Origin of the sequence: Dinoroseobacter sp. S375 (assembly GCF_049800775.1) — a bacterium.
Lineage (GTDB): Bacteria > Pseudomonadota > Alphaproteobacteria > Rhodobacterales > Rhodobacteraceae > Dinoroseobacter.
In genome coordinates this window covers 518606-537171 of record NZ_JBNAFR010000002.1, presented here as the reverse complement: position 1 = coordinate 537171, position 18566 = coordinate 518606, and the positions used below count along the sequence as shown (strand labels likewise).

Genomic DNA, 18566 nt, shown 5'->3' with positions numbered 1-18566 from the left:
AGAGGGGGTGAGCCAATCCCGGGGCGCGATCGGTTCAGCGCCCCGGATCCGGAAACAATCGACCGTTTACTTGGTCTTCCGGCGCGGTGCGGCCTTTTTCTTGGCGGCCGGTTTCGGCGTGCTGACTGCGGAGGCGATCTCCTCCTGCATGTCCTTGGTCGCGCCCATCATCAGCTCGACCGTCTCCATCTGCACCTTCTTGGCGATTTCGGCATAGGCCGACATCATCTCGGCGGACATCTCTGCCTGCGCCGCGGCGAACTCGCTCATCGCCTTGGTGTAGTCGGCCGGATCCGACTTGGAGGTCGTCACGTCGCCCATCTTGCTGAGCGTGTCCTTGGCCCATTGCGCGGAGACTTCATTGGCGCGCTCCGCCGCTTCGAGAGCGACTTGGGACATCTTGTCGGCCAGCTCGGCGGAATTCTTGAACGCACCGGTCATGGCGCTGTTATCCATTTTATACGCCGCCAGCATGTCCGTGATGTATTTGGTGAAATCGTCGTTCTTGACCATGTTCTTTTCCTCAGATGTGTCCGTGCAGGACATTAACAGACCGCGCAACGACTGTACGGAAAGACCGCTTGGTCCTCCAACAGGATTCTTCTGCAGTGCAGCGTTATGCCCCAGCCTCCATAAAAAAAAAAGAGGTGAGCCTTGCGGCCCACCCCTTCTAACGGAACACCTGATTGGGAGGAGGAAGGTGTTCTGTTACAAGCGCTTACTTTGCAGCAGCGACTTTCTTGGCTGCGGAAGTGGCTTCAGCAGTTGCTTTCTTGACAGCGGCGGTGGTCTCTTCCTGGACTTCCTTGCCAGCGGCCAGCATCAGCTCGACGGTTTCCATCTGAACTTTCTTGGCAACTTCAGCGAAGGCAGCCATGTTCTCGGACGCCATTTCAGCCTGTGCGGAGGCGAAATCGGTCATCGCTTTGGTGTAGTCGGTCGGCTCGGTCTTGGCGGCGGTGACGTCGCCCAGCTTCGAGATGGTCTCTTTGGTCCACTTGGTGGAGATCTCGGTCGACTTGTCAGCGGCTTCCAGAGCCACTTTCGACAGCTTCTCGCTCAGAGCGGCGGAGTTCTTGAAGGCGTCCGTCATGGCGGATGTGTCCATCGGGAACGAAGCCATCAGGTCGGACATGTATTTGGTGAAGTCTTCAGCTTTAGCCATTGTTTCTCTCCTCGGCGCTTCCACCCGACCGCCGGGTGTCTTCTGCGTCTGGAAAGATATATACGTGCTGCACCGCAGCAAATCAAGTCCAGATTGCTGCGGTGCAGTATTTTTTAAATTGCGAATTATCAGTCGCTTGGCGTGGAAACCACGTAATTCCCTGGCGCCGCAGCGAGAACAGGGTGAGTCGCATCGCCCGGTTCACGCGCCGGGATCTGTGCCCCGGAGCGCCGCTTGAGCCAATCCGACCAGCGCGGCCACCAGGAGCCCTCGTGGAACTCGGCCTCTGCCAGCCAGGTCTCATCCTCGCCCATGGGGCCGTCATTGGTGTAGTGCCCGTATTTCATCTTGCTCGGCGGGTTCACGATCCCGGCGATATGGCCGGATTCCGAGACCACGAAGGTCTTGTCACGGCTGCCGAACTGCTTGAACCCGGCATAGGCCCCTTTCCAATGGGCGATATGATCGGTCTCGCAGGCGATGGAATAGGCCGGGGTTTTCACATCCGACAGGGACAGGGTTTCACCGCAGAGCTCGAACTCCCCCTTGGCGAGCTTGTTGCCTTGGCACAGGTCGCGCAGATACTGCACCACCATCTTGCCCGGAAGGTTCGTGCTATCGCCATTCCAATGCAGCAGGTCGAAGGCAGGCGGCGCCTCCCCCATCATGTAGCTGCGGATCGCGGGACCATAGACCAGGTCATTGGCCCGCAGATACGAGAAAGTCCGGGACATGAAGAAGGAGTGCAGGTAGCCCTTGTTGGCCACCTCGCGCTCGATCCCGTCCACGAAGTCATCGTCGAGGAACACGGCCATCTCGCCCGCATCCTCGAAATCCGTGAGCGTGGTAAAGAAGGTCGCCGAGCGCACGGATTTGTCGCCGCGCTTGTTCATCAGGGCCAGCACCGAGGTCAGCGTGGTCCCGGCGATGCAATACCCCACTGCATTGACCTGCTTCTCGCCGGTGATCTTCTTCACCTCCTCGATCGCCGTCAGGTAGCCCTCTTCGACATAGGTATCGAGGCTGACATCCGCATAGCGGTCATCCGGATTCACCCAGCTCACCACGAAAAGGGTATAGCCCTGCTCCACGATCCATTTGATCAGCGAGTTCTTGGGCTTCAGGTCGAGGATGTAGAACTTGTTGATCCAGGGCGGGAAGAGGATGAGCGGCGTCTTGCAGACCGTCTCCGTCTTGGGCGCGTACTGGATCAGTTCGAACATGCGGTTTCGGAAGACGACCGAACCTTCGGTGGTCGCGAGATCCTGACCCACATGGAACGCCTCCGGATCCGACAGGGTCACCAGATGCTCGCCGTGATTGGACTCTATGTCGCGGACCAGGTTCTCCATGCCCCGGACGAGGGACTCGCCATTGGTCTCGACCGCCTTCTCCAGCGCGTCCGGATTGGTCGACAGGAAGTTCGCCGGCGAGAACAGATCCACGATCTGCTTGGAGAAGAACTCCACCCGTTTCTTGTCGTTCGGCTCCAGATGATCAAGGTCCGCCACGGCCTTTTCGATGGTCTCGGCAGAGATCAGATACTGCTGTTTTACAAAGTTAAAATAAGGATGGGTGTCCCAGAGCGGGTTCTTGAACCGCCGGTCGCCCGTGTGCTCGTCATGGGGGGCGGCAAGCTTGCCCTTGGCCAGCATTTGCTGCGCCTCCACCACGTGTTTCAATGTCTTGCCCCAGTACTGGACCTGGTGCTCCATCAGCTTCGCCGGATTGTTCAGAACCTCCGTCACATAGGCCGATGCGGCCTTCATGTAGACGTCCGTTCCCGGCCCCTGAAGGCCGGTATCATGGGACTCACGCTGAGAGATGGCTCGGACCAATCGTTGCGAAAGATCTTCCATTCTCGCAACATTCGCATTCAATTTCTCTAAGTTTTCGCCCATATCTTCGCCTGCGACGCTGCGCTCCTTCGACTCGGTTGTCATACCACCACTTTCCCCGTATGTTCCGCGACCTGAGACTATCGTCGCCTGCACGGGGGGGCAAAGCGACGAATTGATCCGGGCAACCGGGAGTGAAGGAGACGTCGTGAAGTACCTCGTGACATACGATCTGATGGAAAGTGCGCGAAATACGAATGAGTGGCTGGGGGCGACCGCTCGTGCAATGGCCTCCTACCCGGCCACGGGCATGATCCCGAACCCGTTCTTCAAGGTGATGGCCGGCTGGGGCGAAGTGACCGAACGGACCTTCGCGCGCATGGTCGCGAAGCCCGACTGGGGCATCCGGTCCGTGGTGGCCGAGGACGGCCGCGACCACCTGGTCGAGACCGAGATCGTGGTGCCGCGGCCCTTCGGAGATCTCATTCGTTTCAATGTGTTGGGCCGTCCGAAGAAGCGCCGCAAGGTGCTGCTCGTGGCGCCCATGTCCGGGCATTACGCGACCCTGCTGCGCTCCACCGTGCTGAGCCTGCTGCCCGATTGCGAAGTCTATATCACAGACTGGCACAACGCCCGGGACATCCCGGTCTCCGAGGGCAAGTTCGATGTGGAGGATTACACCCTCTACCTCGTGGACTTCCTCAAGGAGATGGGCCCCGACACCCATGTCATCGCCGTCTGTCAGCCTGCCCCGCTGACCCTTGCAGCGACTGCATACCTGGCAGGCGAGGAGCCGGATGCTCAGCCCCGCTCCCTGACCCTGATCGGCGGTCCCATCGACCCGGACGCCACCCCGACCGAGGTGACCGATTTCGGCAACCGGGTGACCATGGGCCAGCTGGAACAGACGATGATCCAGCGGGTCGGCTTCAAATACGCGGGGGTGGGCCGGCTGGTCTATCCCGGCCTGCTGCAGCTGGCGTCCTTCATGTCGATGAATGCCGAGCGGCACTCCAAGGCCTTCACGGATCAGGTGGTCCGCGTTGCCAAGGGCGAGGCCACGGATCACGACGCCCATAACCGCTTCTATGACGAGTATCTGGCGGTCATGGACATGACGGCGGAATTCTACCTCTCGACGGTGGAGCGGGTCTTCAAGAACCGCGAGATTGCCAAGAATGTCTTCACCGTGAACGGCGTGCAGGTGGATCTGGGCAAGATCACCACCGTGGCCGTGAAGACGGTCGAAGGCATGGATGACGACATCTCGGCCCCGGGCCAATGCGTCGCGGCACTCGACCTCTGCACCGGCCTGCCGCAATCGAAAAAGGCAAGCCATCTGGAGCCGGGCGCAGGCCATTATGGCATCTTCGCGGGCCGCTCTTGGCGCAATAACATCCGGCCGCTGGTGCTGGAGTTCATCGACGCCAATAGCGATCTCGAGCCGAAGGCGGCCAACACCAATGCGGGCACGGCCGCCAACTGAGCGCCCCCAAATAATGACGCAAAATGCCGCCCCTTTGGGCGGCATTTTTCATTTTAACTCAGGCGACTGAAGACAGAAGCGAATGTAACGCTTCACCCCAGGCGATCCGACGCGCGCCGCGCACCTTCCGACAAGGCGGCAAGCTTGGCATAGGCGATATCCGGGTCCACAGCGCCGAACCCGGCAAAGGTCCCGAAACCGCAATCGGATCCCGCGATGACCCGCTCCGCCCCGACGATCCCGGCAAAGGTCTCGATCCGCTGCGCCACCAGTTCGGGGTGTTCAACGAAGTTCGTGGTGCTGTCCACCACGCCCGGCACCAGGATCTTGTCCTCGGGGATCTCTGCCTTGCGGTCGCGGAACACGGTCCATTCATGGGCATGCCGCGGGTTGGAGGTTTCAAACAAGATTTGTTGTGCCCCCACCCCCATCAGCGTGCTGAATACCTTGTCCATATCGATGTCGCAGACATGGGGACCCTCGTAATTGCCCCAGCAGATATGGACCCGCACCCGCGACGGATCGATCCCCGACAGCGCATGGTTCAGCGCCTCCACATGGCTGGCCGCGATCTTGAGGAATTCGTCATCGGACAGATCAGTGAAGAGCATGTGCCGCGACAGGGCCAGATCCGGGCAGTCGAGCTGCAGGTAGAGTCCGGCATCGACAATCGTGCGGTACTCCTCGGCCATCGCATCGGCCAGCGCCGCGAGATAGGCCTCGCGCGTCGGATAGAAGTCGTTTTGCAGAAAGAGCGAGATCACCCCCGGCGAGGCCGCGTTCATGAATCCCTCCGAGGCGCCCTCCGCCGCCATGGCCGCCTTGAGGTTGGCAATGTCGATCTCCAGCTCGCCCTGCCCCTTGGAGCGTACCTCGCCCACGCACATGGGCCGCGCATAGGTCGGGGTCCCGCCATCATCCTTCAGCCGTTCCAGAAAGGCCGGAAACATCTTCAGATCCGCAGGCGCGTTGCGTTTGCTGTCCCCGGCAAAGCCCGTGTAGCGGTCCTTCACATAGGTGGCATAGCTGATCTTCGAGGTCTCGCCATCGCTCACGATGTCGATCCCCGCCGCAACCTGCTTGGCCACCGTCTCGGCACTGCCCTTGGTCATGGCCGCCGCAAAGGCGTCGGCGTCATAGGCTGCCTCCTGCTCGCGGGCGAAGATGAAATCCACCACCTCCTGGCTGCGGGGCAGGCTGCCCACATGGGTTGTTCTGATAGCCACCGATGTTCCTCCTCACTCGGATCGTCTCCGCCGCCCCGATCGGCGCGGCGTGGTCGTCGGTCGCCCCGGGGGGCGTGGGCGCGGGCCCCTAGCCCGTCGCCAGCAGGATCTGTTTCCAGATCGCTGTCTCGTCATAGATCGTATAGTCGCGCCGGACCTTGGGTTCGGCGGCGCCAAGGCTGCCGAATTCCAAATGGGTGATCCCCAGGATATAGACCTCGGCCCCGGTCGGCGCCCCAAAGGCCCCCCAGCCATCGTGCCGCCCGTGGAGCGACCAGCGCAGGGCCGCGCGGGGCGGCATCAACGGGTCGTCGCGACCGATCAGGTGATCGATCTGGAACGTCGCCGAGGGAAAAGCCGCGCGCAACTGCATCCAGAACCGGTCCACCGCCTCGTGGGAATGCCCGGTCAGCCCGCCCGGGTACTCGACCTGACAGGCCCGGTCATAGGTCTCGGGGATGACGGCCATATCCGCCCCCATGATCCGGGTCAGGATCTCGGCAGCCCGGTCGCCCCAACGACTGGCATTGCCGCGCCCCTTATAGGGCCCCGGTCGATCCACTGCCGGGCTGAGCGGACGCGGACAGAGCTCTGGCCCGCCCTCACGGGCGATCTGATCCGCGGCAAAGGCTTTGGGATCCCAGCCCATCTGCCGCACGATGGCGCCCTGATCGCGGATCAGCCATTCATCATCGATCCGGTTCTCGCGCGCATGGCAATCGGCCATGATCCGATAGGTCAGCCGCTTGCCCGTGGCCGCCCCATACGCCCCGTCGCCCAGATGGGTCGCGGTGCTCAGCAACCGGTGCGAGCTGAGCATCCCGGTCTCCGGTGTCCCGGACCAGATGACGTCTTCGCCCAGCAGCGTGCGATCGGGGAACTCCGCCAGGGTCGCCATCGTCGCCGCGATCACCCCCTCATTCCCGATCACCACCGAGGTCGGCGAGCGCACGACGATATCCGGCGCATAGTATTGGTGGAGGGTCGCGATCCCGCGATCCTCCCAGATCTCCTTGGTGATCCCGATGATATAGTCGGGGAAATCCTGAAACTTGGGGTCAAAGCCCTGCATCTGGCCATCCTTCCGGCACGCGTGCGGAGGCGCGCAGAACGAGCCTCCCGGTGATTTCTTTCTTCTCGGGCGGGCGGTCCGGGTCTTCGATCAGGCCGAGCATCAGCTCCACCGCCTCCGATACCATGCGGTTCGAGGGTTGCCGCCAAGTGGTCAGCTGATAAGCGCCCCATTCCGCAAGCGGGACGTCATCATATCCCACGACCGAGACATCCTCGGGGACGCGCAGGCCGAGCGGCCCCCGCAACGCGTCGAGCACGGAAAACGCCATATGGTCATTGCCGACAAAGATCGCATCCGGCGGATCGTCCGTCGCGAACAGAGCTTTGGCGGCCTCCGCAGCCTCATGGCGTCGGTAGTGGCCGTCGAGCACGGCACAGGGCGCGCGGCCCAGATCCGCCAGCCCCGCGAGGAAGCCCGTCTCGCGGTCCCGACCCGTGCTGGAGCCGGTCCAGCCGGTGATATGGGCAATCCGCCCATGCCCCCCCGCCACCAGAAAGCGCGCCACTTCGCGCGCGCCGTTGAAATTGTCCGAGGTGACAGAGGACAGGCGCGGATCATCCTGCCCGCGATTGAACAGCACGACCGGAATCCCCGCCGCCTCGCAGCGCGCGGTGATCTCGTCGGACATGCCCACCGAGGCGGTGATGATCCCGTCCACCTGATAATCCAGCAGCTCGCCAATCACCTTGTCCACCTGCGCGCCGGTGCCCGAGGCCATGAAGATCAGGATGTGATAGCCCTTGTCCTGCAGGGCGGTGGACAGACGCTCCAGAGCATCGGGATAGAACTGGTTGTCGAGATAGGCGACCACGAGGCCGATGATCTTGGACCGCCCGGTGATCAGCGACCGCGCGAGGACGTTGGGCCGGTAGCCCAGTTGATCCGCCGCATCCCGCACCTTGCGCGCCGTCTTGGGCGAGACCGAGGCCCCCGGCGTGAAGACCCGGCTCACCGCCGACTGGCTGACGCCCGCCGCGCGCGCCACATCGGTCGAGGTGATCCTGTCGCGGGCCATGGTCAGCCGCTGGTCCAGCCGCCATCGACCAAGAGGCCGGTGCCCGTCACCATGGCGCTGGCCGGCGCGCAGAGGAACACGACCGCGCCCATGATATCCTCGACCTGGGCCACCCGGGGCAGCTTGATCTTGCTCATGATCCAGGCGCGTTTCTCCGGGTCGGCAAAGGTCGGCTCCGTCAGGGGGGTGCGGATGAAGGTCGGGCAGAGCGTGTTGACGCGGATGCCGCGCGGTCCGAACTCCTGCGCCATGGCCTTGGTCATCCCCTCGACCCCGTGCTTGGAGGCACAATAGACCGCCCGGTCGAGCCCGCCCACATGGCCCATCTGACTGCTGATCTGCACGATGCTGCCGCCCTCGGGCATGTCCCGGGCCGCATTGGTCGCAAGGAAATAGGCCGCGCGCAGGTTCACGGACATCACCGCGTCGAAATCCGCCGGATCCGTGTCGAGCGCCGCCGAATGGCGCGCCAGCCCTGCCGAATTCACGAGGCAATCAAAGGGCGCCTGCGCGTCAAAGAACGCGCTCTGCGCCGCCAGATCGGTGACGTCCAGCGCCTTGGCCTCAACCGACCAGCCTTCGGCCTGCATCTCGGCCACCACGTCATTGAGTGTCTCGGCACCGCGCGCGGCAAGCACCACATGGGCCCCGGCCTCGGCCAGCGCCACGGCGCAGCCCAGTCCGATCCCGCGCGAGGCACCGGTGACGAGGGCCCGGCGGCCATCGAGACGAAAGGAAGGAGTACGGGGAAGGGTCATCGGGGCTCTGCGTTCTTGCAATCCTATGCAAGCCCAAGTGCTAGCCTGCCATCTGTACCCTGTCGAGGCTCAGTCCGGATATTTTATGGCGCGAAACGGCGGAAAATCCCCGTAGCGTTCGGCCCGGTCCGGGGGTGGCGGATGCCGGGCCGAGGCCAGCAGCCCCTTGGGGCGGATATAGGACAGGATCCGTTTGCGCGGTGCCTCGCGCCAGGTCAGGTTGAAGGCCGCCGTCTTGGGAAAGAAGTACACCTCGTGGAAATCCAGGTGATCCCAGAGCCACCAGGCCAGATCGCGCCAATCGCGCCCCTCGGCATAGCGCCGCGCGAACCACGGGATCGAGAGGCTGGTGCAGGCCCCCATCCGCCCCTTGGCATCCCGCCGGTCCCAGATATGGCCCGCGTAGTTCTTCGGGTTGGCCGCGCATTTCTGCGGGCGCACCGAGCTGGCCCCGAAATGGTTCAGCTCCGGCGCGCGATAGGCCGAGCGGATATCGATCGGCCCGAAGGTTTCGACAAGCGGATCCAGCAAATTTACCGCCAAGGCCCGGCCAGCCGCGATCGCCAGGGCCGGATCGTCAGGAATATTCGATATCTGATAGAAATTCCCGATTTCAGAGCCCAGAAAGTCGCGAAATGCGAAATATCTGCTGAGGCGCACGCGACCCAAATCCTCCAATCCGACATAGGTGCCGGGCTTTTTGCGGGGGATGCGGGTCGGATCCCGGCTCATCGCAAGGCGATCCCGCCCCGGGGTGGCAGCTCCCGCATCCGCGCCATCACATCGACGCCGATCTGGCGGTAAAGGTCGAGCAGATCGACCAGCACCCAGTTTTCCCGGATCAGCCCGTCCTCGAGCCGCCAGAAATCGAGCGAGCGGAGGGTGACCTCCTGCCCCGCGGGCGCGATCCCAAGCCAGCCATCGCCGGTGATCGTCTGGGCCATGTTGGGCCAACCGGTCACGCCGACAAACGCGCCCTCGCCGAAGAAGTGATGCGTGACCCGTTCCGGATAGGCACCGCGATCGGGCATGGCCTTGAGGAACGGGATCTGGTGGTGTTGGCGAAATCCGACAGTCCCGCGCCCGGTGCCGATCCCGGCCGGGCCGTACCACATCATCTTCGGGTGCCAGAACCGGTCGAGTTCCATCACTTCGGGGCCGCCTTGCCCGGGATGCCGGATCATCGCCTCCAGCATGGCCACCACATGGGCGCAGGAGGCCGCCCCCTCATCCCCATGTGGCCCCTGCCCGCTGCCATCGGCTGGGCCGGGGATGCACCAGTCGCGCCCGAGGCTCGGCGCCATGGGCCAGGCGCCCGCCTGCATCATCAGCTCCGGCAGGTCCCAGATCGCCTGCATCTCGACGATCCGGCCTGCCTCGACGCGAAAGAACTCGTGGAAGCGCATATGGGCGACGCGGTGGGTCGGCGGAATGTCGAGGAAGGGCGCGATGAAGCTGCCGAGATAGAGACCAGCGCTGCCGATCCAGAGGGCCCCGTCATGATCCTCTCCGGCGATCCGGATGTAGTCCCGCCGCTCCGCATCGGGCATGGCCGCGGCCAGCGGGGCGAGCGCCCCGGACCAGAGCCCATCCCAGCCGGTCAGATCCCCCAGCGGGTGACAGAGACGGATCGCGGCCCCCTCGGCAAAGGCCGCGCGCCCGGCCTCGGCCCCGCCTGCCAGATCATGGTAGAGCGCTTGCTGGAGCCCGGCGATGGCCCCGGTCGGGTCATGGGATTGGTGCATGCCTGCCCTCCGTCAGGCGGCTGCGGCTTGCGCCAACACGTCCTCGACCGTGTCCGCGATCAGCGCCAGACAGCGGTCTTCGGAAAACCGGTGATCCGCCCCATCCACGAGGGTCAGGCGCATATCAGGCCCCTGCGCATGATCGAGCAGCCGCAGGGCCAGCCGCGTGGACACGGTCTCGTCCCCGGTCCCATGGAGGAACCGCGTCACCATCGGCAAGGGCAGCGGGTCGCGCAGCACGAGGTTCTGACGGCCATCCTCGATGAACTTGCGGGTGATGATATAGTCGCTGTCCTCGTAATCCGACGGCCGGGCAATGAAGCCATCCCGGTCCATCTGCGCCTTTTCGGCCTCGGACATGCCCTCCCACCATTCATCCTCGGTGAAATCCGGCGCGGCGGCGACGGTCACGAGCCCGACCACCCGCTCGGGCAGCGCGCGCGCCATCCGCAAGGAAATCCAGCCGCCCATCGAGGACCCGACCAGCACGAGCGGCCCTTCGGTGCGCGCTGCGAGCATTTCAGCGGCGTCCTCGCTCCACTCGCCGATGCAGCCCTCGGCGAAGACGCCGCTGCTCTGGCCGTGGCCGGAATAGTCGAACCGCAGAAAGGCGCGCCCAGTCCGTTGCGCCCAGTCCTCAAGATGGAGCGCCTTGGAGCCGTCCATGTCGGATTTCAGCCCGCCGAGAAAGACCACCATGGGCCCCTGCCCCTCGGTGGCATGATAGGCGAGGCGGCGGCCCTGCGAGGTCTCGAGATAGGATGGGCTGGGGGCGGACATGGGCAGCTATGCTCCTTGGACAGGTCTCGTCACAGGGTTAGACAGCGATCCGGCAACGCGCAACCACCCTCACGCCAGCGCCAGTTCCGGGTCCCGGGCCAGATGCAGGCGCAGAGCCGCCGTGCGCGCGAACCGTCGGGTCAACGCAGTGCGCCTCGCCCCGGCCAGCTTGTGCTCGGCGGGCATGCGCTGGATCTCGGCGTCATAGGCATCGGCCAGAATCAGCCCGGTATCCTCGGGCAAGAGATCACAGGGAAAGGCCCCGTCCACAGCCCAGAAATAGCGGTCGCACCAATCGAGATAGCCGCCCCATTTCGCATCCGAGGTAAAATCCGCGCGGCTCGACTTGCATTCCACCACCCAAAGCTCGCCCTTGGGGCCGAGCGCCATGACATCCACGCGCAGCCCGCGTTCGGGCACGAATTCCTCGAGACAGGCGAAATCGAGGCTGCGCAGATGGCGGCTGACACCGCGGGCCAGTTTCTGGCCGGGCTGGAGGTCGTTGGGCATACTAGAAAATATGAACAAGTCATGAACATCTGTCCAGACGTTTCGCGCTTGTTCGGGGCAGGTGCAGGCCCTATGTACCCAAGAAGGCGGGTACTGCCGTACTCGACATGGGCCAAATTCCGGTGGCCTTAAGCAACTCCGAGGGAGCTGGCTCTGTTTGGACCGTGGTCCACTTACCTGGCGCCCACCTGTATATACAGGTCCTCGGGAATTCAACGCCTCCCCGGTACAGGGTGGTCCCGCCGCTTGCCCGTCAGACCAGATGCCGCTCTTGCAGATCCGGACCGCGCTTACGCGGACGGCGCACGACCGGAATCGGGCTGGGCTGCAGGCGCGGCGTGCGCGCACGGGTCCCGCCACGGGGCGTGTCCTTATCCTCGGGCTCGGCCATGCGCATGATGGCGATGGCAAACTGCACCCCGCAGAAGACCACCGCATTCGAGATGACGAGCATCGCGGTGACGAGCACCGCCTCATCCGAATGGGACACCAGCGACCAGAGCCCGCCGATATCGAAGGCATAGAGCATGCCGACAAAGGCGATCGCGATGCCAAAGCCGATGAAGCACTGGCGGATATAAAGACGAATGAGTTCGGGCATTGGGGCACTCCCTTTCCCTGCTAGAAATAGCATCCCCAACGCGCTTTGCCAGAGCCACCGACCGGGGGCGCGCGCGCATTGGCCCCTCTGCCGAAGAAATGGGCCGAATACCGCCCGGATGCGGGATTTGCGCCAATATGGACGCGGCCGGAGCGCGCACTAGCTGTCCCTCAGCCATAGGAGACACAGTATGCCCTTTCCCCGATCCGCCCGCATCCCCGCCCTCGGCCTCGCCGCGCTCAGCCTGTCCGGCAGCCTTGCCCTGGCGGATGTCTCGATCGCCTTTGACGAGGGCGCGCCCAAGGACCGGTTCATGATCGTCTATACCGGCGAATGCCCGCTGGGCCCGACGGATGTGATCGTCGATCTCGAAGGCTCGGACGGGGCTTTGATCTTTGATGTGGCCGAAGGCGGCGCCGGGGTCGAAGTCTTTCAACCCATTGATGTCATTCTGGGTGCCGAAGACATCGCCGGGGTCAGCGAGTTGCGCGACGGGGATCGCAGCGTCACCATCCGCTTCGACCGGATGATGCCGATGCAGCACGCCGCCTTCACCGTCGATGTGGATGACAGCGCAGGCAGCCGTCCCACCGTGGTCTCGGGCGCCGAGATCCGTGGCGCCAAGGCGCGTGTGGCACAATCCGGGGCCGGCGTGCTCGAAGGGACCTTCGATGACAGCGCCCGCGCGCTGGTCCGCGTTCCGGGCTGCATGAGCTGAGCACAGCCCCCGAAACGACCCCATCTTGCCCGCGTTTCCGGCGCGACTATTTCGCGGGCAAGGTGCATTCTGCTTGCGCAATCAGGGTTTTTCTATAGGTCGGGTCTGCGAGGTAATGCGGATGGACAATGACCTTTCAGACAACACTGGCATCGCCAGCCCCCGTAGAGCGTAGCGCACAGGACTGGGTCCGTGTTCTGGCCGCGTATCGAACCCCCAACACAGCCCGGAGCGTCTTTGAGCTCCTTGTGACCCTGGCCGGGTTTCTCGGCATGTGGGCGCTGGCGGTCTGGGCCCTGCAGAGCAGCGTGCTCGCCGCGGTGGCCATTGCGATGATAAACGGGATCTTTCTGGTCCGGCTGTTCATCATCCAGCATGATTGCGGACATGGATCCTACCTGCAGAACCGCAAGGTCGCGGACTGGCTCGGGCGCAGCATCGGTGTTCTGACCCTGACGCCCTATGATTACTGGCGCCGGACCCATGCGATCCATCACAACTCTTCGGGCAACCTGGATGCGCGCGGGCTGGGCGATGTGACGACCCTGACGGTGGCGGAATACAATGCCCGCGACTGGCTCGGGAAGCTGCGCTACCGCGCTTACCGGCATCCGCTGACCCTGTTCGCGATCGGTCCGGTCTATCAGTTCTTCATCCAGCACCGCCTGCCCATCGGCCTGATGCGGGCTGGTGCGCGCTACTGGATCAGCGCCATGGGCACGAACCTGGCGCTCGCCTGCCTGATCGCGACGATCTGGTATCTCGGCGGCTCCTCGGTCGTGCTGGCGATCTATGTGCCCACCGGAGCGGCCGCGGCAGCCATGGGCGTCTGGCTCTTCTACGTCCAGCACCAGTTCGAAACGACCCATTGGGACGAGGCCGAGGACTGGCAACTGCATGAAGCCGCGCTGGCCGGCAGCTCCCATTACGATCTGCCCAAGCCCCTGCGCTGGCTGACCGGGAATATCGGGATCCACCATGTGCACCACCTCTATAGCCGGATCCCGTTCTATCGGTTGACCGAGGTCTTGCGGGATCACGGATCGCTGGTGGAGATCAGCCGCCTGACCCTGTGGGAAAGCTTTGCCTGCGCCCGCTTGCATCTGTGGGACGAAGGCAGCCGACGGCTGGTATCCTTCCGTCAGGCACGTGCGCTCTAGGCCGCGCATCAGCGGCCACAGATGGACAGGGATGTCCGCGACGACATGGGCCCCACGCGGGGCCCATTTGCGTTAGGCGAAGTCTTCGGGGCGCGCTTCGCGTGCCATATGGTCGAGCACGGCGTTGACGAAACGCGGCTCTTTGCCTTCGGGAAAGAAGGCGCGCGCCACATCCACATACTCGGTGATCACCACCTTGGGCGGTGTCCCCGCATCCGACAGCTCGGCCCCCGCCGCGCGAAAGAGCGCGCGCAAGGTCGGGTCGATCCGGTCGATGGGCCAGGCCGAGGCCAGCGCCCGGTCGGTCATCTGGTCGATCTTCGCCTGCAGGTTCACCGCATCGCGCACGATCCGGCGAAAGAGGTCCACATGGCCCTCGACCATCTCGACCTCGTCATAGGTCGCACCGAACCGGTGATCTTCGAACTCGCGGATCACGTCATCGGTCATCTGCCCCGAGACTTCCATCTGGAACAGGGCCTGCACACCGTAGAGGCGCGCGGCGGATTTCGCCTGCCGCTTGGCGGCGAGTTTGGCCGGTACCTTGCTCATGCGGTGGTCGTTCCTTCGCCACGGCCCGCCACCAGAATGGTCTCGGATTTGGGCTTGAAGCCGACGCCCTTGGTCTCGCTGGCATAAGAGCGCGACAGGGCGATCAGATGCAGCGCCGCCGCCGCGGCCCCGCCGCCCTTGTTCTGCCCCTCGGGATCGGCGCGCACGAGGGCTTGCTGCGCATTCTCCACCGTCAGGATACCATTGCCGAGGCAGGCCCCCTGCAGACCGAGCAGCATCAGCCCGTGCGAGCTGTCATTGCAGACGGTCTCGTAATGGGTGGTCTCGCCCCGGATCACGCAGCCCAGCGCCACATAGCCATCATAGTTCGACTGCACATGGGCGATCCGGATCGCGGGCGGGATCTCCAGCGCGCCGGGCATCTGGACCACGTCATAGCTGGCCCCGGCCGCGTCGAGCACGGCCTTGGCGCCGGTCAGAAGCCCCTCGGCGATCTCCTTGTAATAGGGCGATTGCACGATGAGCAGCTTCACCGGCTTGTCAAACTGCGGCGTCGGCAGCTCGGTATGAGCGTCTGTCTGGGCCATGATTATCTCTGCATCGGTATTTTGCGGGTGCCCAGGATCGTGAGGCCATAAGCCTCGAGGCCGATCACCTTGGGCGACGGGGAATTGGTCAGAAGGATAAGCTCCGACAGGCCGAGCGAGGACAGGATCTGTGCCCCCAGCCCGTATTGGCGCAGGGTCTGCGGCGAGACCTCTTCATCGGCGACCAGCTTCATGGTCGTATCACGCAGCAGGACCACGACACCGCGCCCCTCTTCGGCGACACAGCGCATGGCATCGCCGAACTCACCGGCGCGCCCGGCCCCGCCGGTGCCCACGATGTCGAGCATCGGGTCGAGCGCGTGCATCCGCACCAGCACCGGCTCCGGCGTGGTGATATCGCCCTTGATCAGCGCGATATGCTCGGCGCCCTGGGTCTCGTCGGTGTAGATCTTCAGCGACCACTCGCCGCCAAATTCCGAGGTGAGCGTGCTTTCCTTGGTCACCTTCACGAGATTGTCGTTGCGGCGGCGATAGGCGATCAGGTCCGAGATCGTCCCGATCTTGAGGTTGTGCCGCTGGGCGAAGGCCACAAGATCCGGCAGCCGCGCCATGGAGCCGTCATCATTCATGATCTCGCAGATCACGCCCGACGGGTTCAAACCGGCCAGACGGCTCACATCGACCGCGGCCTCGGTATGGCCCGCACGCACGAGCACACCGCCATCGCGGGCGCGCAGCGGGAAGACGTGGCCCGGGGTTGCGATATCCGAGGCGCCCTTGGAGCCGTCGATCGCCACGGCGACGGTCAAGGCCCGGTCAGCCGCCGAGATCCCCGTCGAGACGCCCTCGCGGGCTTCGATCGAGACGGTGAAGGCGGTCTCGTGGCGCGAAGAGTTATGCGACGCCATCAGCGGCAGACCCAGCTGGTCGATCCGCTCGCCGGTCAGGGTCAGGCAAATCAGGCCCCGGCCATAGGTCGCCATGAAGTTGACCGCATCCGGTGTCGCCATCTGGGCCGGGATCACCAGATCCCCTTCATTCTCGCGGTCCTCATGGTCCACAAGGATGAACATCCGGCCATTGCGCGCGTCTTCGATGATCTCATCAACGCTGGAAATCGCGTCAGAGAAGTCCGTCTCAAGTGTCTCGGCCATCGTCGCTCCTATCGTGCTGCGCGCCAGATACCTCAGCCATTCGGGAAGCGCCAGAGCGACCGGACGTCTCTTGGCGGGCGCGCGGCCTCTGGTTCGCGGGTCAGCCCCAGTCCTTGAGCCGCGCGACATAGCGCGCGAGGGTATCGATCTCGAGATTGATGCGGTCGCCGACGGCGACATCACCCCAGGTCGTGGCGGATTTGGTATGCGGGATGAAGTTGATCCCGAACTCCGCGCCCTCGACCTCGTTCACGGTCAGCGAGGTGCCATCCAGCGCGACCGAGCCCTTGGGCGCCACGAATTTGGCCAGCGCATCGGGCGCACGGAAAGTGACGCGGGTGCTGTCGCCCTCGTCGCGCATCCGGGTGACCACGGCGACCCCGTCCACATGGCCCGACACGATATGCCCGCCCAGCTCGTCCCCGACCTTGAGCGCGCGTTCCAGGTTCAGCCTGTGACCGAGGGTCCAGTCGCCGATATTGGTCTTGTCCACACTCTCGGCGCTGATCTGCACATCAAACCATGGGCCGGTCTCGGGATCTGCGCCCGTTTCGATCACCGTCAGGCAGACGCCATTGCAGGCAATCGACGCGCCCAGATCGATCCCCGCCGGGTCGTAGGAGCACCCGATGCGCGCACGCAGATCGCCCGCCTGTTCCAGCGCGCGGATGGTGCCGATATCCGTGATGATTCCCGTGAACATGAACCCAAGTCTCCCGATGGTCTGCGCGTAGGGCACAGCTAGCGGGCCGGGCGAGCCCCGGCAAGACTTCGCTGCAAACCGGCAGAGCATCGGGCGGTAGTTTACTTAATGGAAACCATTCTATTCCTTCTTGGATACGGTAACCACGCTCAGAGCAGTCACGGACAATCCCCGGTGCACCCGACCGAGATCACATCGCCAAGCCAGCGGCGCTTCCTGTTCCTGCAGGGGCCCCATGGCCCGTTCTTTGCGCAGCTCGCCAGTCTGCTGACCCAATCGGGCGCGCGCTGCTGGCGCGTGGGGTTCAACGCAGGGGATGCCCGGTTCTGGACCGATCGCAGCAGCTATCTGCCCTATGACGGGCGGCCCGAAGACTGGCCCGCCGCCTGTGCCCGGATCCTGACCGAACACGCGATCACCGATCTGGTGCTTTACGGCGATGTGCGGGGCATCCACCGGGCCGCGATCCGCGCGGCGGAGCGTCGGGGCCTGCGGATCCATGTCTTTGAAGAGGGCTATCTCCGGCCCTCCTGGGTGACCTATGAACGGGATGGCACGAATGGTCATTCGCGGCTGATGTCTCTCGGCATCGACGAGATGACGCAGACCCTCAACGGCCACATGCCCGAGCTGCCCGCAGCGCCCGCGCGCTGGGGCGACATGCGCCAGCACATGTTCTATGGCGCGCTCTATCATTTTCACGTGCTGTTCCGGAATGCGGATTACGCCGCTTTCAAGCCCCATCGCGCCCTGAGCGTGCGGCGGGAGTTTCTGTTATACCTCAAGCTGTTGCTGAGGCTTCCTGCCACCATGGTCGAGCGCTGGCTGGCCACGCGCCGCGTGCGGGTTGGCGGATACCCCTATCACCTCTTCCTGCTGCAGCTCGACCATGACAGCGCCTTTCAGGCCCATAGTGACTACGACACGATGACCGAAGTGCTGGTCGAGGTGATGGCGGCCTTCGCCAGCGCGGCGCCGCGCCACCATCACCTCGTGTTCAAGGCCCACCCGCTGGAGGATGGCCGCGCCCATATCCGCGCGCAGATCCGGCGCATTGCCCGGCGCTACAAGGTGTCGGACCGGGTGCATTACGTACCGGGTGGCAAGTTGGCGCGGATCCTCGATCAGGCGCGTTCGGTCCTGACGGTGAATTCCACCGCCGCGCAGCAGGCGCTCTGGCGCGGCCTGCCGGTGAAATGTCTCGGCCAGGCGATTTACGGCAAGCCGGAGCTTGTCTCGTCGCAGACCCTGCCCGCGTTTTTCCGCGACCCGTCCCCGCCGGATATGCGCGCCTATCGCGATTTCCGGCACTTCCTGCTCGAAAGCAGCCAGGTGACCGGGGGGTTCTATTCGGCCGAGGGTCGGCGTCACCTGCTGCGGCAGGTCACGGATATGATCCTGTCGGCCAAAGACCCCTATGAGGCGCTCGAAACCGGGTCGCCGCGCCGTCGCCACCCCCTACGCGTTGTCAAATAACCACGGTTCTGCTGCTGTTTGGCGCAGGGGCGGCGTTCCTGCTTTTCAAAGCCAGACCAGATACCTAGGGTTTTGGGAAAAATGTACGCAATGCG

Annotated in this window: 20 protein-coding genes and 1 other RNA gene; 5 read left to right on the top strand and 16 right to left on the bottom strand. The window is 64.0% G+C overall.

Going from position 1 to position 18566, the window contains the following annotated elements:
• Positions 1-66 precede the first annotated feature (66 nt).
• The 3 genes from ACP150_RS07350 to ACP150_RS07340 all read right to left on the bottom strand — a co-directional run bounded on the left by ACP150_RS07350 (position 67) and on the right by ACP150_RS07340 (position 3108).
• Positions 67-513, bottom strand: a complete 447-nt coding sequence (locus tag ACP150_RS07350; RefSeq protein ID WP_424965921.1) for a phasin, PhaP — start codon at positions 511-513, stop codon at positions 67-69.
• Positions 514-718: 205 nt separating this feature from the next.
• Entirely contained in the window at positions 719-1165 is a 447-nt protein-coding gene (locus ACP150_RS07345) for a Phasin (protein WP_424965920.1), read from the bottom strand.
• A gap of 128 nt (positions 1166-1293) precedes the next feature.
• Positions 1294-3108 carry a PHA/PHB synthase family protein gene (locus ACP150_RS07340; protein ID WP_424965919.1) on the bottom strand — a complete coding sequence of 605 codons (1815 nt, stop codon included), beginning with the start codon at positions 3106-3108 and terminating at the stop codon, positions 1294-1296.
• 103 nt (positions 3109-3211) lie between these two features.
• Between ACP150_RS07340 and phaZ the strand changes: the two genes are divergently transcribed.
• Positions 3212-4489 carry a polyhydroxyalkanoate depolymerase gene (gene phaZ, locus ACP150_RS07335; RefSeq protein ID WP_424965918.1) on the top strand — a complete coding sequence of 426 codons (1278 nt, stop codon included), beginning with the start codon at positions 3212-3214 and terminating at the stop codon, positions 4487-4489.
• 92 nt (positions 4490-4581) lie between these two features.
• Here phaZ and ACP150_RS07330 read toward each other — a convergent pair whose 3' ends face one another.
• The 8 genes from ACP150_RS07330 to ACP150_RS07295 all read right to left on the bottom strand — a co-directional run bounded on the left by ACP150_RS07330 (position 4582) and on the right by ACP150_RS07295 (position 11598).
• Entirely contained in the window at positions 4582-5715 is a 1134-nt protein-coding gene (locus tag ACP150_RS07330; protein ID WP_424965917.1) for a cobalamin-independent methionine synthase II family protein, read from the bottom strand.
• An 88-nt stretch (positions 5716-5803) separates the two neighbouring features.
• Positions 5804-6787 carry an ester cyclase gene (locus tag ACP150_RS07325; RefSeq protein WP_424965916.1) on the bottom strand — a complete coding sequence of 328 codons (984 nt, stop codon included), beginning with the start codon at positions 6785-6787 and terminating at the stop codon, positions 5804-5806.
• On the bottom strand, positions 6774-7805 hold the full coding sequence (locus tag ACP150_RS07320; RefSeq protein ID WP_424965915.1) for a LacI family DNA-binding transcriptional regulator: 1032 nt from the start codon (positions 7803-7805) through the stop codon (positions 6774-6776). The genes ACP150_RS07325 and ACP150_RS07320 overlap by 14 nt, the downstream gene beginning before the upstream one ends.
• 2 nt (positions 7806-7807) lie before the next feature.
• The gene (locus ACP150_RS07315) at positions 7808-8563 is read right to left on the bottom strand and encodes an SDR family NAD(P)-dependent oxidoreductase (protein ID WP_424965914.1); all 756 of its coding nucleotides are present in this window, start codon (positions 8561-8563) and stop codon (positions 7808-7810) included.
• Between the two features lie 69 nt (positions 8564-8632).
• Positions 8633-9295, bottom strand: a complete 663-nt coding sequence (locus tag ACP150_RS07310) for a hypothetical protein (RefSeq protein ID WP_424965913.1) — start codon at positions 9293-9295, stop codon at positions 8633-8635.
• The gene (locus tag ACP150_RS07305; RefSeq protein WP_424965912.1) at positions 9292-10308 is read right to left on the bottom strand and encodes an ester cyclase; all 1017 of its coding nucleotides are present in this window, start codon (positions 10306-10308) and stop codon (positions 9292-9294) included. Before ACP150_RS07305 ends, ACP150_RS07310 begins: the two co-directional genes overlap by 4 nt.
• Before the next feature lie 12 nt (positions 10309-10320).
• Complete coding sequence (locus ACP150_RS07300; RefSeq protein ID WP_424965911.1) at positions 10321-11088, bottom strand: alpha/beta fold hydrolase; 768 nt, start codon at positions 11086-11088, stop codon at positions 10321-10323.
• Positions 11089-11157: 69 nt separating this feature from the next.
• Entirely contained in the window at positions 11158-11598 is a 441-nt protein-coding gene (locus tag ACP150_RS07295) for an MmcB family DNA repair protein (protein ID WP_424965910.1), read from the bottom strand.
• A gap of 87 nt (positions 11599-11685) precedes the next feature.
• Between ACP150_RS07295 and ssrS the strand changes: the two genes are divergently transcribed.
• Positions 11686-11842: non-coding RNA, 6S RNA (gene ssrS, locus ACP150_RS07290), on the top strand.
• A 9-nt stretch (positions 11843-11851) separates the two neighbouring features.
• Here the strand turns inward: ssrS and ACP150_RS07285 are convergent.
• Entirely contained in the window at positions 11852-12199 is a 348-nt protein-coding gene (locus tag ACP150_RS07285) for a hypothetical protein (RefSeq protein ID WP_424965909.1), read from the bottom strand.
• Positions 12200-12389: 190 nt separating this feature from the next.
• On the opposite strand from ACP150_RS07285, the gene ACP150_RS07280 reads away from it, so the two are divergent.
• A complete protein-coding gene (locus ACP150_RS07280; protein ID WP_424965908.1) occupies positions 12390-12917 on the top strand; it encodes an aggregation factor core in 528 nt (175 codons plus the stop codon).
• Between the two features lie 128 nt (positions 12918-13045).
• A complete protein-coding gene (locus ACP150_RS07275) occupies positions 13046-14077 on the top strand; it encodes a fatty acid desaturase (RefSeq protein ID WP_424965907.1) in 1032 nt (343 codons plus the stop codon).
• A 72-nt stretch (positions 14078-14149) separates the two neighbouring features.
• Here the strand turns inward: ACP150_RS07275 and nusB are convergent, their stop codons facing one another.
• From nusB to ACP150_RS07255, 4 genes are all read right to left on the bottom strand, one after another.
• Positions 14150-14629, bottom strand: coding sequence for a transcription antitermination factor NusB (nusB, locus tag ACP150_RS07270; RefSeq protein WP_424965906.1), 480 nt, complete (start codon positions 14627-14629; stop codon positions 14150-14152).
• Positions 14626-15177, bottom strand: coding sequence for a 6,7-dimethyl-8-ribityllumazine synthase (locus ACP150_RS07265; protein WP_424965905.1), 552 nt, complete (start codon positions 15175-15177; stop codon positions 14626-14628). The genes nusB and ACP150_RS07265 overlap by 4 nt, the downstream gene beginning before the upstream one ends.
• Before the next feature lie 2 nt (positions 15178-15179).
• Entirely contained in the window at positions 15180-16292 is a 1113-nt protein-coding gene (ribB, locus tag ACP150_RS07260; RefSeq protein ID WP_424965904.1) for a 3,4-dihydroxy-2-butanone-4-phosphate synthase, read from the bottom strand.
• A gap of 100 nt (positions 16293-16392) precedes the next feature.
• Complete coding sequence (locus tag ACP150_RS07255) at positions 16393-16995, bottom strand: riboflavin synthase (protein WP_424965903.1); 603 nt, start codon at positions 16993-16995, stop codon at positions 16393-16395.
• A gap of 108 nt (positions 16996-17103) precedes the next feature.
• Here ACP150_RS07255 and ACP150_RS07250 point away from each other — a divergent pair, with 108 nt between their 5' ends.
• Positions 17104-18471 (top strand): capsule biosynthesis protein, encoded by a 1368-nt coding sequence (locus tag ACP150_RS07250; RefSeq protein ID WP_424965902.1) that lies wholly within the window; start codon positions 17104-17106, stop codon positions 18469-18471.
• Positions 18472-18566: the final 95 nt, after the last annotated feature.

What these genes read in the sequence shown, in the direction of transcription:
- ACP150_RS07345 (WP_424965920.1), bottom strand. Translation starts at nt 1,165, where the DNA reads ATGGCTAAAGCTGAAGACTTCACCAAATACATGTCCGACCTGATGGCT.
- ribB (WP_424965904.1), bottom strand. Translation starts at nt 16,292, where the DNA reads ATGGCCGAGACACTTGAGACGGACTTCTCTGACGCGATTTCCAGCGTT.
- ACP150_RS07250 (WP_424965902.1), top strand. Translation starts at nt 17,104, where the DNA reads ATGGAAACCATTCTATTCCTTCTTGGATACGGTAACCACGCTCAGAGC.
- ACP150_RS07350 (WP_424965921.1), bottom strand. Translation starts at nt 513, where the DNA reads ATGGTCAAGAACGACGATTTCACCAAATACATCACGGACATGCTGGCG.
- ACP150_RS07295 (WP_424965910.1), bottom strand. Translation starts at nt 11,598, where the DNA reads ATGCCCAACGACCTCCAGCCCGGCCAGAAACTGGCCCGCGGTGTCAGC.
- ACP150_RS07340 (WP_424965919.1), bottom strand. Translation starts at nt 3,108, where the DNA reads ATGACAACCGAGTCGAAGGAGCGCAGCGTCGCAGGCGAAGATATGGGC.
- ACP150_RS07325 (WP_424965916.1), bottom strand. Translation starts at nt 6,787, where the DNA reads ATGCAGGGCTTTGACCCCAAGTTTCAGGATTTCCCCGACTATATCATC.
- ACP150_RS07315 (WP_424965914.1), bottom strand. Translation starts at nt 8,563, where the DNA reads ATGACCCTTCCCCGTACTCCTTCCTTTCGTCTCGATGGCCGCCGGGCC.
- nusB (WP_424965906.1), bottom strand. Translation starts at nt 14,629, where the DNA reads ATGAGCAAGGTACCGGCCAAACTCGCCGCCAAGCGGCAGGCGAAATCC.
- ACP150_RS07275 (WP_424965907.1), top strand. Translation starts at nt 13,046, where the DNA reads ATGACCTTTCAGACAACACTGGCATCGCCAGCCCCCGTAGAGCGTAGC.
- ACP150_RS07285 (WP_424965909.1), bottom strand. Translation starts at nt 12,199, where the DNA reads ATGCCCGAACTCATTCGTCTTTATATCCGCCAGTGCTTCATCGGCTTT.
- ACP150_RS07265 (WP_424965905.1), bottom strand. Translation starts at nt 15,177, where the DNA reads ATGGCCCAGACAGACGCTCATACCGAGCTGCCGACGCCGCAGTTTGAC.
- ACP150_RS07280 (WP_424965908.1), top strand. Translation starts at nt 12,390, where the DNA reads ATGCCCTTTCCCCGATCCGCCCGCATCCCCGCCCTCGGCCTCGCCGCG.
- ACP150_RS07300 (WP_424965911.1), bottom strand. Translation starts at nt 11,088, where the DNA reads ATGTCCGCCCCCAGCCCATCCTATCTCGAGACCTCGCAGGGCCGCCGC.
- ACP150_RS07310 (WP_424965913.1), bottom strand. Translation starts at nt 9,295, where the DNA reads ATGAGCCGGGATCCGACCCGCATCCCCCGCAAAAAGCCCGGCACCTAT.
- ACP150_RS07255 (WP_424965903.1), bottom strand. Translation starts at nt 16,995, where the DNA reads ATGTTCACGGGAATCATCACGGATATCGGCACCATCCGCGCGCTGGAA.
- ACP150_RS07320 (WP_424965915.1), bottom strand. Translation starts at nt 7,805, where the DNA reads ATGGCCCGCGACAGGATCACCTCGACCGATGTGGCGCGCGCGGCGGGC.
- ACP150_RS07305 (WP_424965912.1), bottom strand. Translation starts at nt 10,308, where the DNA reads ATGCACCAATCCCATGACCCGACCGGGGCCATCGCCGGGCTCCAGCAA.